This is a genomic window from Amycolatopsis sp. NPDC051903, from assembly GCF_044452505.1.
GTDB lineage: Bacteria > Actinomycetota > Actinomycetes > Mycobacteriales > Pseudonocardiaceae > Amycolatopsis.
Map to the genome: position 1 here is coordinate 156,091 of NZ_JBITBT010000015.1, position 13,123 is coordinate 169,213.

Consider the following 13,123-nt stretch of genomic DNA (forward strand, 5'->3'; position numbering starts at 1 on the left):
TTCGTTAGTCGGCTTCGCGGGTGCGAAGGCGGCCGAGGGTGCGGTCGAAGGCGGTGAGGGCGAGGAACAGGACGCCGGCGCCGAGCATGAGCCACGCCAGCACGTGCATCCCGCCGGTGTCGGCGCGCTGGCCGAACGACGCGGCGGTGGTGGCCGACGCGATCATCGAGCCGAGGTAGCCGAACGTGCGCAGCAGGCCGGCCGAAGACCCGATGTGCTCGGGGTTCGCCTGGTGGTACAGGGAGTTCTGGAGGGCGAGGCTGTTCGTCCCCTGCGGAACGCCGAAGATCAGGGCGAGCAGGATGAGTGTCCACAGCGGACTTTCGCCGGTGAGCGTGAGCATCAGCCCGCACGCCACGATCTGCCCGACCGCGCCCAGCAGGAGCTTGCCGCGCACGCCGTCGCGCCGCCCGGTGAGGATCGACACGCCGATCGACACCGCGAACATCGGGATCTGCACGAGCCCGGCGACGAACGGCGACAGGCCGTAGCCCTCCTCGGTCCACTGGGTGAAGCCGTAGAGGAACGCGTACGACACCGTGTACGCGACGACGGCGCGGGCGTACGTGGTCACCAACGGGCGGTTGCCGCCCAGTACGCGCAGATCGATGAACGGTGTGGCGGCCTTGAGTTCCCGCACGGCGAACGCGGTGCCGGCCGCGATGGCGATCGCCAGCAGGTACCACGTCGACAGGTGCAGGTTCATCAGGAACAGCAGCAGGGCGAGCAGCATCGCGGCGAACAGCGCCATGCCGGGCAGGTCGAGCTGCTGCGCGATCCGGCTCGCCGGTTTGGTGTTCGATTCCGATTTGGGCAGCCACAGGCCGAGGAGCACGGCGGCGAGGGCGAGGGGCACGTTGATCGCGAACGTGGCGCGCCACCCGCCGACGCCGATCAGCACGCCGCCGAGCAGCGGGCCGATCACCGCGATGGTCTGGCTGGTCACCGCGAGCGCCGTCAGCACGCCCGCCGGACTGTCGCGCCCGGTGCGGCGCGCTTCGCTGCGCAGCAACGCCATCGCCGCCGGGTAACCCGCGCACGTGCCGAACCCGAGCACCACCCGCGCGACGATCAGCACCGCCAGGTTGGGTGCCATCGTGCCGAGCACGCCGGCCACGCCGACGAGGCTGGTGGCGGCCAGGAACAGCCGCCGCGGGCCGAACAGGTCGATCAGCCGCCCGACCACGGGCTGCCCGAGCGCCGTCGCCAGGTACAGCGACGACACCAGCCACGCGGTTTCCGCCGGCGGCGCCCCGAGCGCCTGCCCGATCGGGATGAGCGCGACGGCGACGATCGTGGAGTTGACCGGGTTCAGGATCGCCCCGAGCATCATGGCCGGCAGCAGCCGCCGGTCGAAGCCGGGCTTCGTGGTTTCGGTTCGGGTTGGCGTGGTGACCTCCTGGTGCGGCGCGGTGGCGCCGGTGTCGGGGGTGGGGTCAGTCAACGGTGAGCCTCTGCAGGACGGCCATGGCCTCGAGCACGAGCTGCCGTTCGTGTTCGGTGCAACGGTCCTGCAGGCGCGACGTCAGCCATTCGCCGCGGAGCTGCCGGCCCTCGTCCACGCGCCGGCGCCCCTCGGGCGTGACGCTCAGCCGCACCCGCCGGCCGTCGGCCGGATCCGGCGCCCGCGTGACCAGCCCGAGCTCGGCGAGCGACGCGATCGTCGACGTCATCGACTGGTGCCGGACCCCCTCCGCCGCCGCGAGCTCACTCGCGGTCGCCCCCGGCGAATCCGACAACCGCGTCAGGACGGACGCCTGCCCCAGCGTGATGTCCGCCGCCTCGGCGGCCCTCAGAATCCGCCTCCGCAGGCGGCTGATGGTGGTCCGGACCTCCTGCGCCGCCTGCGCGGCGGAGGGCGCCAAGTTCGGGGTCTCGTTCACTCTGACGACGGTAAACTACGCAGCTAAGACTGTACAGTTTGGGTTGCGTATATCACCCGCTGGAGGTGGTGAAGGGCTGACCGGTGCGGCCACTCGCGGATGAGGTGGATGGTGGCGGCGCTGCCTTGGGAGTTGTCCCTCGGTGTGGCGCACGCGGGCTTCGTTCGACGCGGGCCGACCGGCATGAGCGCGCGTGGCAGCTCGATCGCGGGGACCTTCGACAGGGCGGCGGGTGCGGGCGGTGCTGCGGCGAATGTTTGTTCGGGCCGGGCGGCCTGGCGGACGAGGCATCCGGGCATGCCTGGCGGCGGGAATCCGCGGACCGGCGCCGCGGCGTGTTCGGCTCGGCAGCGTTGCGGACGTGAACGACGACCGGGCCGATGGCCGAAAACGTTGCGGCGGCGAGGAGTGCGGTCGGCGTTGGTGTGCTTGGTGATTGATCGGGCGGAGCCGGTTGAGGCGAATGTCAGGCGGGTTCGGCTGTCGGGGGTGGGGGTCGTACAGTCCGCGTTGTAGTGGGGGGCGGGTCGACGCCAGGTGTGCGAGAGGTGGGATCCGCGGTTGGCGCGTCAGGAGGTGAAGCTGCCGGCGGCGACGAGGAGGGCTTCGCGGATGGTGGAGTCGTAGTCGGCCGCGTCTGGGTTGTCGTGGGAGGCGTAGTGCTCGACGGCGACGCGGAGGGCGACGTTGAGCATCGCGGCCTGCACGGTGGTGACCAGGTCGGGTTCGGGTAGGCCGGCGCGGTGGGCGAGGGCCTCCGCGAAGACCGGCTCGGCGGCGCGGTGGGCTTCGAGCCACACGGCGCGCAGACCCGGTTCGGTGCGGGTCAGGCGGACGAGGCGGAGCATCGTGCGGGCGTCGTCGGCGGTGTCGGTGAGGGGTGGGCGCGCGGTGGCCAGCAGGTCGGCCAGGTCCTGGTCGTTGCGCCACGACCGCAGCTGCCGCGCGGTGGTCTCGATCCCGCCGGTCAGCAGCGGCATGATGCAGCTCTCCTTGGTCGGGAAGTACCGCCACAGCGTGCGCGGCGAGATCCCGGCCGCCTCGGCGATGTCTTCGCCGGACGTCCCGGCCACGCCCCGCGCGAGGAAGAGCCGCACGGCCGCGCGGGCGACCTCCAGCCGCGTTTCCGCCTTCCGTCGCTCCGTCAGCGGCGGCCGGCCCATGCGCGACGGCGTCTTCTGATCGTGGGGCATGTGTCCTCCTCGCCGGGTCTGACCAGTCTACTTAATGACGCTCGCTGACTAGATGGCGCAGACTGCCAAAAAGTCGTACCCTTCAGGTCATGGCACACACCGACGGCTTGGCCGGCAGCAGCGTGATCGTCACCGGCGCGGGTTCGGGTATCGGGCGCGCCGCCGCGCTGCAGTTCGCCGTCGCGGGCTCGAAGGTCGTAGTGGCCGACGTCAACGGGGACGCGGCCAACGCGGTCGTCAAGGAGCTCGCCGCGAAGGGCTGCGCCGCCGTCGCCGTGGTCGGTGACCTGAGCGACCCGGCCGTGGCCGACGAGGTGGTCGCGACCGCGGTGAACACCTTCGGCGGCGTGGACGTGCTGGTGAACAACGCCGGCATCATGGACTCGATGTCCGCGGCGGCCGACGTCAGCGACGTCGAGTGGACCCGTGTGCTCGCAGTCAACCTCACCGCGCCTTTCCTGCTCACCCGTGCCGCCCTGCCGCACATGCTCGCCCGCGGCAAGGGCGCGATCGTCAACACCGCTTCGCAGGCGTCGTTGCGCGGCAGCGCCGCCGGAGCCGCGTACACGTCGGCGAAGCACGGCGTGGTCGGACTGACCCGCTCGCTCGCGGTGATGTACCGCGACTCCGGCATTCGCGCCAACGCCATCGCGCCCGGCGGTACCAAGACCGGTATCACCGTCGACGCCGACCCCGCGGGCCACGGGCCACAGGTCCTGGCGCGGTACCTGCCCAACCTGGGCCGCGTCGCCGAAGCGGACGAACAGGCCGCGGCCATCGTTTTCCTCGCCTCCGACGACGCGGCCAACATCAACGGTGTCGTGCTGCCCGTCGACAACGGCTGGGCCGCCGTCTGAGCGGCACCGCGCTCCACCCGCCGCCGCCGTCCCAGCGGCAGGCGCATTCCCCGTGCACCAAGGAAAGGCAGGGCATGTCCACCACCGCCGGCGTCCCGGACGAGCTGGGCTTCGACCCGGAGGCGCTTCGCGCCAAGTACCGGCGCGAACGGGATCGCCGCATCCGCCCCGACGGCGCCGGGCAGTACCGGCCGGCCGAGGGCGCGTTCGCTGAGGACCCGTACGCCGAGGGCGCCTTCGAGCGAGAGCCGTTGCGGGACACCGTCGACGCCGTTGTCATCGGCGGCGGGTTCGGCGGACTGCTCGCCGCGGCCCGGCTGCGGCAGGCCGGCGTCGAGCGCATCCGGATCGTCGAGAAGGGCGGCGACTTCGGCGGCACCTGGTATTGGAACCGCTACCCCGGCATCCACTGCGACATCGAGTCCTACGTCTACCTCCCACTGCTCGAAGAGCTCGGCTACGTGCCCGAATGGAAGTACGCGCCCGGCGAGGAGATCCGCCGCCACGCCCGCGCTATCGGCCGGCACTTCGACCTCTACCGCGACGCCTGCTTCCAGACGGCCGCCACCGAGCTGACGTGGGACGAGGACACCGCCGGCTGGCTCGTGACCACCGACCGCGGCGACCGGATGCGGGCGCGCTACGTGGTGGTGTCGAACGGCACGCTCGACCGGCCCAAACTCCCGGGCATCCCCGGCATCGATTCGTTCGGCGGGCACCTCTTCCACACCAGCCGCTGGGACTTCGGCTACACGGGCGGCGACGCCGACGGCGGTCTGCACAAGCTGGCCGACAAGCGGGTCGCGCTGATCGGCACGGGTGCCACCGCGATCCAGGTCGTGCCCCACCTCGGCCGCGACGCGCGGCAGCTCTACGTCTTCCAGCGCACACCGTCCACCGTGGACGTTCGCGGCAACCGGCCCACCGACCCGGAATGGGCGGCCTCGCTGACGCCCGGCTGGCAGCGGCACCGGAGGGACAACTTCCTCGACATCGTCGCCGGTGGGCCACCCGTGACCGAGGACCTGGTGGCCGATGCCTGGACGACCAGCGCGCACCTGCTGCACAACCTCACCCCCGTCGAGATTCGGGATTCGCTGACGCCCGAGGACCGCGAACGCCTCGACGAAATCGCCGACTTCCGCAAGATGAACATGATCCGCGCTCGCGTGGCGGAGATCGTGCAGGACCCGGAGACGGCCCGGCTGCTCGAACCCTGGTACCGCTACACCTGCAAACGACCCACCTTCAGCGACGAGTACCTCCAGACTTTCAACCGCCCCAACGTCACGCTCGTCGACACCGCGGACCACGGCGGGGTCGAGCGGGTCACCGAGAACGCCCTCGTGGTCGGCGACCGCGAGTACGCAGTGGACTGCATCATCCTCGCCACCGGCTTCCAGGTTGGCCGCTCGGACGTACTGACCGGCCGCCTGCCCGTGTACGGACGCGGTGGCACGGCCCTGCTGGCGCACTGGAAGCAGGGTCCTCGCACCCTCCACGGGTTCTACAGCGACGGTTTCCCCAACCTGTTCACCATGGGCTCGGTGCAGAACGCCGCGTCGGTGAACTTCACCCACATCCTCGACCAGCAGGCGATCCACATCGCCGAGGTCGTCGCCCAAGCCGGCAAGCGCGGTGCCCGCTGGGTCGAACCGAGCACGCCGGCCGTGGACGCGTGGGTCGCCAGCCTCGGCGAGAACTCCGAGGCGCTGTACAAGTTCCACGCCGAGTGCACCCCGGGGTACTACAACAACGAGGGCAAGCCCCGCCTGCGCACCGGTTACGGCAAGGGCGCGGTGGCGTTTCACACCCTGCTCGAGCACTGGCGGGACAACGGCGGAATGGACGACGTCCTGGTGGACGCGGGGTGAGTGCGTTCAAGGGCTCCAACGGCATCACGTTCGGCCCCGACGACCGGCTCTACGTCGCCGAGTTCCTCGGCGGGCGGATCAGCGCGGTGGAGCTCGCCACCGGGCAGGTCGACATCGTCGTGCCGGCGGGTGGTGCGGTCCAGTCACCCGACGACCTCGCGTTCGGCCCGGACGGCTCGATGTACATCACGGACCTCGTACCCGGCCGCGTGTGGCGGCGCGACCCGGCGGGCGACTGCACGCTGGTCTCCGACGCGGTGACGATGCCCAACGGCATCACCTGCGTCGGCGATCGGCTGTTCGTCAACGAAATGCGCGTCGGCGGCCGGTTGCTCGAACTGTTCCCGGGCGGCGGCGAACCGGTGGTGCTCGTCGAGGGCTTGGCGATGGGCAACGCGATGCAGCTCGGTCCCGACGGGTGCCTGTACTACCCGCACATGCTCACCGGCGAGGTCTTCCGGGTCCGACCGGACGGCGGTGAACCCGAGCTGGTCGCCGAGGACGTTACCCAGCCGGTCGCGGTGCGCTTCGACCGCGAGGGGACGCTGTTCGTGCTGTCGCGGGATGCGTCGGGGATCGTGACGCGTCTCGACGCGGCCGGCGGCCGGCGGCAGATCCTGACGACCAGGATCATGGGGCTGGACAACGCCGCGTTCGACGACGACAACCGGATGTACGTCTCGAGCTACGCCAGCGGTGGCATCGCCGAAGTCCGCCCGGACGGCGAGACCCGGCAGATCGTGCCCCAGGGCCTCGTCGGCCCGTACGGCGTGACGGTCGACCTCGGCGGCGCCGTTCATGCGGCGGACCACTACCGCCTGACCACACCGGAGGGCAACGAGCTCACGCCGTTCGCGCACGGGATCGTCGCCGACCGGGGACGGCTGCACGTGACCTCGCAATACGGCGACGTGCGCACGTACGATCCCACGCCGCGCCGGCGCGCCGCGGAACTCGCGAGGCCGATCGGCATCGCAGTGCGCGACGACGGCGTTCTCGTGGTCGCCGAGGCGGACGCCGGCCGCGTCGTCGCGATCGACGCCGACGACACGCTCACCGCGGTGGCCGACGGCCTCGACACCCCCGTCGACGTGGTGTTCGACGCACAGAACCGGTGCTACGTCAGCGATGAACGCGGTGTCGTGCACCGGATCGACGACGGGCAACCGGTCCCGATCGCGGAGGGGCTGGACCTGCCGCAAGGCATCGCCGTCCGCGGCCCCGAGCTGCTCGTGGTCGAAGCCGGACAGCGGCGGCTGCTGGCCGTCGACCTGGCCACCGGCGCTGTGCACATCGAGGCGACGGACCTCGACCTCGACCCCCCGGAGCACACCCGGCGGGCGCTGTTCGCCGCCGGACTGCCCGGCTGCCCGCGCCCGTTCGCCGGAGTCGCCGTCGGCCCGGACGGCACCGTGCACCTTTCCGTCAACGGCACGGTGAAGCGGATACCGCAGCGCACCTGACCCGGCCACAAGAGCGAACACTCGTCTCATCGAGCCGATCACGGCTTCGCCCCCGTGTCCGACGCCGATTGCCCCGCGACCGGCACGTCGAGCTCGGGCCGCGAGCGAGATCGCCAGGGTCTTCGGAACCGGGGCAGGTCGAGGTGCGCACGCCACAACGCGGCCAGCACACCGTCCACAATGGTCACTACGGGAACCGGCCCAGCCGGGGAGAAGTCCATGCCTCCACGGTACCCACGACCATCGAACACCTGCACGATATCGATCGGGTGAATCAGGCGCGCACCGCCGTACTGTCCAAATAGGTCAGCACCGCGCGGATCCGCCGGTTTTCATTCCGGCTGGCTTCCAGGCCGAGTTTGGCGAAGATGTTGCTGATGTGGTTCTCCACAGCTCCCTGCGTGACCACCAGCGTCTTCGCGATCGCCGCGTTCGACAACCCTTGCGCCATCAGGCCGAGTACCTCCGTTTCGCGCGCCGTGAGGCCGTCGAGCGGGTCGCGGCTGCGGGAGAGCATCTGCGCCACCACGTCGGGGTCGATGGCGGAGCCGCCGCCGGCCACGCGGTGGACGGCTTCGAGGAAGTCGGCGACGTCGGCGACGCGTTCCTTGAGCAGGTATCCCACCCCGGACGTGCCCTCGGCGATCAGGTCGACCGCGTAGCTGCCCTCGACGTACTGCGACACCACCAGCACCGGCAGACCCGGGATCTCCTTGCGCGCGGCCAGCGCCGCGCGCAGGCCCTCGTCGGTGAACGTCGGCGGCATCCGGACGTCCGCGATGACCAGGTCCGGCCGGTGCTCGCGGATGGCGACGAGCAGGTCGTCACCGTTGGCGACGGCGGCCGCGGTCTCGATGCCGACGTCGGCGAGCAGGCTCTGCACCCCGGCGCGCAGCAGCACGGAGTCTTCGGCGATCACCACACGCATTTCCCAGCTCCTGAGCACTCGACGAGTTCACCAGCGGACGGGAAGGTCGGCACGCACCACCGTGGGTCCTCCCGCCGGGCTGACCACGGTGAGCACACCGTCGATCGTGGCGGCCCGGTCGGCGAGGCCGGCCAGTCCACCACCGGGACGCACGGACGCGCCGCCGTGGCCGTTGTCGATGATCTCCACGACCACGGTGTCGTCATCGCGGGTCACGCGCACCGACGCGCGGTCCGCGCCCGCGTGCTTGGCGATGTTGGTGAGGGTTTCGCTGACGATGAAGTACGTCGTGGTCTCCACGGGCGCGGGTGGGCGGGGCTCCACCGTCACCTCGACGTCCACGTGGATCGGCATTCGCGCGGTCAGCGCGGACAGCGCGGCATCCAGGCCGCGGTCCTGCAGCACCGGTGAGTAGATCCCGCGAGCGAGGTCGCGCAGCTCGGACACGGCGAGTTTCGCGTCGGCGTGGGCCGCGCCGATCAGGTCGCGCACCGCGACGGGGTCGTCGGTGTCGAGCTTCAGCTGCGCCCGGCCCAGGCTCATCGCGACGGCCACCAGCCGCTGCTGCGCCCCGTCGTGCAGGTCGCGTTCGATGCGTTTGCGCTCGGCCTCCACAGCGTCGACGCCGCGGGCCCGCGAGTCCTTCAGCTGCCGGGTGCGGGCCTCCAGCTGCGCCGTCCGGCCCGGCCCGAGCACCGACAGCGTCAACGCACCGTGCAACGCCCCGATCCGCGGCGCCACGAAGATGCCGAACGGCGGCACGGCCACGGACACGATCCCGGCCACGAATTCGACGATGCCCAGCGGGAGCGCGAGCAGCGCGTAGCTCAGCTCGCGCCACGTGATCGGGTCCACGAGCCGGGTCTGCCACGTCTGCAGCAGCCCGGCGCCGTGCGGCACCCGGCGGGGAGCCGGGGTGTCGACGCCGAGCATCGTACGCACCCAGCCGCGTTCCAGCTCGGCCAAGCCGCGGACCAGCGAGGTCGCGCAGATCAGGATCGGGATGCCGATCCACAGCATGGTGGTGGCGATGCCGAGCACGGTCGTGGGGAGCACGAGCACGAACGCGACGAGCCGGAGCGGGAAGCTCGAGATGAGGAAGCCGATGGTGCGGACGACTTGCGGTCGCTGCATCACCGGCATCGTGCGATCCGCATCAGCTCCGGCACCAGGTCATCCAGCGTCGGAGTGGCCAGCATCTCGTCTCGGACTTCGAGCGCGCAGTCGCGGAAGGACGGTTCCTCCAGCAGCCGCTCCAGTCCACTTCGGACGTTGTCCGGGGTGACGTCCTCGAGGTCCACCAACAGGCCGTTGCCGCGCTTCACCTGTGCGACCGCGGACACCCGCTCGCTCCACGTGGTGCCCGGGATCACGAGCTGGGGGACGCCGTTGACCACCGCGTTGCCGATCGTCGCGCCACCGCCCTGGTGCACGATGGCCGAGCAGCTCGCGAGCAGCTCGTTCATCGGCACGAAGTCCACCGCGCGCACGTTGTCCGGGAGCTTGTCCACCGACGCGAGCTGCTCCGCGTTGAGCGTCGCGATCACTTCGACGTCGAGGTGGGAAAGGCCGTCGAGCAGAGCGGAGACGGAGGCCTCCTCTTCGCCGAGCGTCTGCCGGTTGGAGATGCCCAGGGTCAGCAGCACACGCGGGCGCGACGGGGTTTCGACCACCCAGCGCGGCAGCGCCATCGGCTTGTTCAACGGCACGAACCGCGCCGGGAGGTAGTCGACGTCGACGCCGTCGTAACGAAGGTAGGACGGGTGGCAGTCGATGGTCTTGACGCCGTAGCGCAAGGTTTCGTCGTAGTCCGCGCCGAAGCGGCCCACCTCGGCCGACATCCACTCCACGAACGAGTCCGGGCTGGTGTCCTCGGGCCGGCTCGCGCGGAGGTCCCGGTACTGCGCGCCGATTCGCGCCGTCTGGTCCGCCGCGTACATCATCCGCAGGTGCGGGACGCCGACGGCGTGCGCGACGATCGGCGCCGCGTAGACCAGCGGGTCCCACACCACGAGGTCCGGCTGCCACTGCCGGGCGAACCGGACGAGTTCGTTGAGCAGCTGTTCCGGCGTGTTCCAGCGAAAGACGTCGACCCAGCCGTCGTAGACGGTGCGCACGTACTCCTCGGTGTAGCGCTCCGGACGGCTTTCGGAGAGCTGGTGCTCGCCGTGCACGGCGTTGTCGCCGTCGACGCTGAGCCGCCGGTGGTGCGCGATGTCGAGGTCGTCGCCGAACCACATCGCGTCGAGGCCGGTCTCGGCGAACGGCAGGACCTCACGGGGATTGCGCTGGCCGACGAACCGCACTTCATGCCCGGCGGCGGCCAGCGCCCAGCCGACCGGGGCCATGCTGTAGACGTGCGTCCTCGTCGGGAAGACCATCAACATGACGCGCACAACGCACTCTCCGATGCCGGGGGCGGGAAAATCCTGCTGTTGGGGAAAAGGTAGCGGCGGCGTGCTCTCCGGCAGACCCGGCAATGCGGCGGTAGGGGTCCGGAACCCCTGTTCCGGCAAGGAAACCTTCCCCGCTGGCACGCTGGTGCGCTAGTGAGGTCAGTGGCACTTAGATCCGCTTTAGATGCCCCTTAGGGGCTGGTGACAGCGCTTCCGCGACGGCTAGACATGAAGGTGGTTCCGGCCGCGCAGAAGCGGGACGCGAGGGAAACGAACGAGGTGACTGAGCATGGCCGTGGCACCCATCGCGAAGGGCTGGGTTCCCTTCGGCGAGTACCGCACCTGGTACCGGGTCACCGGTGTCGCCGGGAGCGAACTACCGGCCGTCGTCGTCGTGCACGGCGGTCCGGGGAGCACGCACGACTACCTGCTGAACCTCTGCTCGCTCACCGAGCACGGGTGGCCGGTGGTGCACTACGACCAGCTCGGCAGCGGCGGTTCGACGCGCCTGCCGGGCAAGGGCGCCGACTTCTGGACCCCCGAGCTGTTCGGCGACGAGCTCGACAACCTCGTCCACCGCCTGGGGATCGAGGACAACTACGTCCTGTACGGACAGTCGTGGGGCGGGTTGGTCGTCGCGCGCCACGCGGCGCAGCGGCCCGACGGGCTGCGCGGGCTCGTGATCGCCAACTCGCCGGCGTCCTACGAGCTGTGGCGTGCGGAGATGGACGTGCTGCGCGCCCAGCTGCCGCCGGGCGTCGACGAACAGCTGCGGGCGCACGAAGCCGCCGGCACCACGGACGCGCAGGAGTACTTCGACGCCATGCGCGTGTTCTACGACCGGCACGTCTGCCGCGTGCTGCCGTGGCCGGGCGACTACCTCGCCTCGTTCATGGAGATGGCGGACAACAACACCGTCTACTCCGTGATGAACGGGCCGAGTGAGTTCACCGTCACCGGCACGCTCAAGGACTACTCCGTGGTCGAGCTCCTCGACGACATCGAGGTGCCGACGCTGCTCATCTCCGGCCGGCACGACGAAGCCACGCCCAAGACGGTGCAGCCCTACCACGACCGGATCCACGACGTGCGCTGGGAGATCTTCGAGGACTCCAGCCACGTGCCCCACCTCGAGGAGCCGGAGCGGTTCCGCGAAGTCCTGCTGGGGTTCCTGCAGGAATGCCATCCCGCGAACGCCGAATGTGAGGTAACCAGCCATGGATGAAGCCACGAGATCGGCGGTCGTCTTCCCGGGGATGAGTCCCTGCCGCTTCGCCGACTTCGGCAAGTTCCTGCTCATCAACCCCTTCGCCCGGCGGCTGATCGGGGAGGCGAACGGCCGGCTCGGCTACTCGCTGGTCGACCGGTTCCGCGAGACGGAGGGCGACTACTCCGAGTACGCCCAGGTCGGGTTCATGCTCACCTGCCTCGCGCTCGCGGAGTGGGCCGAGCAGGAGTTCGACCTCGCGCCCGACTACTGCACCGGCCCGAGCTTCGGCGAGAAGCCGGCCAGCGTGTACGCCGGTTCCCTGACCTTCCCCGACGCCGTGTGGATGACGGCGGAGCTCGCCCGGTGCCTCAACGAGTTCTTCGCGACCGAGTACACCGACGTGGTCACGCACTCGTTCGTGCGCACGCCGGAGGAGAAGCTCAGAGACGCGCTGACCGACCTGGACGGGCGCGGCGAGTGGGCCGACATCTCGTGCTACATCGACCACGACTTCTACATGGTCTCCGTACGGGAGCGCAACCTCGACTGGCTCAAGCAGACCGTGCGCAGCATGGGCGGGCTCTCGCTGTACACGATGCGCCCGCCGCTGCACTCGCGCGCGTTCGGGGCCCTGCGCCGCAAAGCGGAAGACGAGGTGCTCGGCGGCCTCGAGTTCCACGACCCGCTGCTGCCGATCGTCGCGGACCAGGACGGTTCGATCCTGCGCTCCGGCGAGCAGGTGCGCACGATGCTGCTCGACAGCATCGTCAAACCGTTGCGGTGGCCGCACGTCGTCTCCTCACTGGAGCAGCTGGGGGTGCGCAAGCTGTGGGTCGCCGGTCCGGACACGCTCTTCGGCCGCGTGCGCGCCACCACGAGCCGCTTCGAGGTCGTGACGGTCAACCCGCGCCTGGCCCTGCAGCCCCGGCGACGGGGCGCAGGACCTTCGCGGGTCAGCTAGCGGGCTGGAGCTCGGCGATCGTCGCCCAGAGCCGGCCGGGGTTCTCGAAGGTCTCGAGGTTCAGGGCGTCGTCCTCGAAGCGCACGTTGTAGGTCTGCTCCAGCACGGCGAGCAGTTCCACGGTCGCGAGCGAGTCGAGGCCGTAGTCCCGCAGCGGGGTCTCGGCGGTGAGCGCCTCCTCGGCGGGCAGGAACGGGAGGAACGAGCGAAGGGTCTCGTCGAAAGAGCTGTCCCACATGGTTTCTCCGGATGGCTAGGTTGGGCTCTACCAGGCTGGAAAACCGACCGCCCGGTTCGGTTTTGAACTCTACCCCGCGTCGCCGCTCCGGATCGACGCATCGGCACCCCTATTCGTTGC

At 70.3% G+C, this 13,123-nt stretch carries 13 protein-coding genes; 5 read left to right on the top strand and 8 right to left on the bottom strand.

What is annotated here, in order from left to right:
• Positions 1–4: 4 nt before the first annotated feature.
• The 3 genes from ACIA77_RS28430 to ACIA77_RS28440 form a co-directional block, all read right to left on the bottom strand.
• Positions 5–1,444 (bottom strand): MFS transporter, encoded by a 1,440-nt coding sequence (locus ACIA77_RS28430; protein ID WP_395889050.1) that lies wholly within the window; start codon positions 1,442–1,444, stop codon positions 5–7.
• Positions 1,437–1,883 carry a MarR family winged helix-turn-helix transcriptional regulator gene (locus ACIA77_RS28435; RefSeq protein WP_395889051.1) on the bottom strand — a complete coding sequence of 149 codons (447 nt, stop codon included), beginning with the start codon at positions 1,881–1,883 and terminating at the stop codon, positions 1,437–1,439. Before ACIA77_RS28435 ends, ACIA77_RS28430 begins: the two co-directional genes overlap by 8 nt.
• A gap of 569 nt (positions 1,884–2,452) precedes the next feature.
• Positions 2,453–3,076 carry a TetR/AcrR family transcriptional regulator gene (locus ACIA77_RS28440; protein ID WP_395889052.1) on the bottom strand — a complete coding sequence of 208 codons (624 nt, stop codon included), beginning with the start codon at positions 3,074–3,076 and terminating at the stop codon, positions 2,453–2,455.
• A gap of 89 nt (positions 3,077–3,165) precedes the next feature.
• Between ACIA77_RS28440 and ACIA77_RS28445 the strand changes: the two genes are divergently transcribed.
• The 3 genes from ACIA77_RS28445 (at position 3,166) to ACIA77_RS28455 (ending at position 7,270) form a co-directional block, all read left to right on the top strand.
• The gene (locus ACIA77_RS28445) at positions 3,166–3,933 is read left to right on the top strand and encodes an SDR family NAD(P)-dependent oxidoreductase (protein ID WP_395889053.1); all 768 of its coding nucleotides are present in this window, start codon (positions 3,166–3,168) and stop codon (positions 3,931–3,933) included.
• Between the two features lie 74 nt (positions 3,934–4,007).
• Entirely contained in the window at positions 4,008–5,807 is a 1,800-nt protein-coding gene (locus ACIA77_RS28450) for a flavin-containing monooxygenase (RefSeq protein ID WP_395889054.1), read from the top strand.
• On the top strand, positions 5,804–7,270 hold the full coding sequence (locus ACIA77_RS28455) for a hypothetical protein (protein WP_395889055.1): 1,467 nt from the start codon (positions 5,804–5,806) through the stop codon (positions 7,268–7,270). The genes ACIA77_RS28450 and ACIA77_RS28455 overlap by 4 nt, the downstream gene beginning before the upstream one ends.
• A gap of 38 nt (positions 7,271–7,308) precedes the next feature.
• Here the strand turns inward: ACIA77_RS28455 and ACIA77_RS28460 are convergent, their stop codons facing one another.
• Genes ACIA77_RS28460 through ACIA77_RS28475 form a run of 4 tightly spaced genes read right to left on the bottom strand, consistent with a single transcriptional unit; the run spans position 7,309 to position 10,585 of the window.
• A complete protein-coding gene (locus tag ACIA77_RS28460; protein ID WP_395889056.1) occupies positions 7,309–7,491 on the bottom strand; it encodes a hypothetical protein in 183 nt (60 codons plus the stop codon).
• Between the two features lie 53 nt (positions 7,492–7,544).
• Positions 7,545–8,198 carry a response regulator gene (locus tag ACIA77_RS28465; protein ID WP_395889057.1) on the bottom strand — a complete coding sequence of 218 codons (654 nt, stop codon included), beginning with the start codon at positions 8,196–8,198 and terminating at the stop codon, positions 7,545–7,547.
• A gap of 27 nt (positions 8,199–8,225) precedes the next feature.
• Entirely contained in the window at positions 8,226–9,341 is a 1,116-nt protein-coding gene (locus ACIA77_RS28470; RefSeq protein ID WP_395889058.1) for a sensor histidine kinase, read from the bottom strand.
• Positions 9,332–10,585: a nucleotide disphospho-sugar-binding domain-containing protein gene (locus tag ACIA77_RS28475; RefSeq protein ID WP_395889078.1), complete on the bottom strand. Its 1,254-nt coding sequence runs from the start codon at positions 10,583–10,585 to the stop codon at positions 9,332–9,334. The genes ACIA77_RS28470 and ACIA77_RS28475 overlap by 10 nt, the downstream gene beginning before the upstream one ends.
• A gap of 298 nt (positions 10,586–10,883) precedes the next feature.
• Between ACIA77_RS28475 and ACIA77_RS28480 the strand changes: the two genes are divergently transcribed.
• Both ACIA77_RS28480 and ACIA77_RS28485 read left to right on the top strand, forming a co-directional pair.
• Positions 10,884–11,819 (top strand): proline iminopeptidase-family hydrolase, encoded by a 936-nt coding sequence (locus tag ACIA77_RS28480; protein ID WP_395889059.1) that lies wholly within the window; start codon positions 10,884–10,886, stop codon positions 11,817–11,819.
• Entirely contained in the window at positions 11,812–12,765 is a 954-nt protein-coding gene (locus ACIA77_RS28485; RefSeq protein ID WP_395889060.1) for an ACP S-malonyltransferase, read from the top strand. The genes ACIA77_RS28480 and ACIA77_RS28485 overlap by 8 nt, the downstream gene beginning before the upstream one ends.
• Here the strand turns inward: ACIA77_RS28485 and ACIA77_RS28490 are convergent.
• Positions 12,758–13,003 (bottom strand): phosphopantetheine-binding protein, encoded by a 246-nt coding sequence (locus tag ACIA77_RS28490; protein ID WP_395889061.1) that lies wholly within the window; start codon positions 13,001–13,003, stop codon positions 12,758–12,760. The genes ACIA77_RS28485 and ACIA77_RS28490 overlap by 8 nt on opposite strands.
• Between the last annotated feature and the right edge of the window lie 120 nt (positions 13,004–13,123).

Excerpts from the sequence above, each read along its gene's own strand:
- ACIA77_RS28440 (WP_395889052.1), bottom strand. The coding sequence starts at position 3,076 with ATGCCCCACGATCAGAAGACGCCGTCGCGCATGGGCCGGCCGCCGCTG.
- ACIA77_RS28445 (WP_395889053.1), top strand. The coding sequence starts at position 3,166 with ATGGCACACACCGACGGCTTGGCCGGCAGCAGCGTGATCGTCACCGGC.
- ACIA77_RS28450 (WP_395889054.1), top strand. The coding sequence starts at position 4,008 with ATGTCCACCACCGCCGGCGTCCCGGACGAGCTGGGCTTCGACCCGGAG.
- ACIA77_RS28460 (WP_395889056.1), bottom strand. The coding sequence starts at position 7,491 with ATGGACTTCTCCCCGGCTGGGCCGGTTCCCGTAGTGACCATTGTGGAC.
- ACIA77_RS28465 (WP_395889057.1), bottom strand. The coding sequence starts at position 8,198 with ATGCGTGTGGTGATCGCCGAAGACTCCGTGCTGCTGCGCGCCGGGGTG.
- ACIA77_RS28470 (WP_395889058.1), bottom strand. The coding sequence starts at position 9,341 with ATGCCGGTGATGCAGCGACCGCAAGTCGTCCGCACCATCGGCTTCCTC.
- ACIA77_RS28475 (WP_395889078.1), bottom strand. The coding sequence starts at position 10,585 with ATGTTGATGGTCTTCCCGACGAGGACGCACGTCTACAGCATGGCCCCG.
- ACIA77_RS28480 (WP_395889059.1), top strand. The coding sequence starts at position 10,884 with ATGGCCGTGGCACCCATCGCGAAGGGCTGGGTTCCCTTCGGCGAGTAC.
- ACIA77_RS28485 (WP_395889060.1), top strand. The coding sequence starts at position 11,812 with ATGGATGAAGCCACGAGATCGGCGGTCGTCTTCCCGGGGATGAGTCCC.
- ACIA77_RS28490 (WP_395889061.1), bottom strand. The coding sequence starts at position 13,003 with ATGTGGGACAGCTCTTTCGACGAGACCCTTCGCTCGTTCCTCCCGTTC.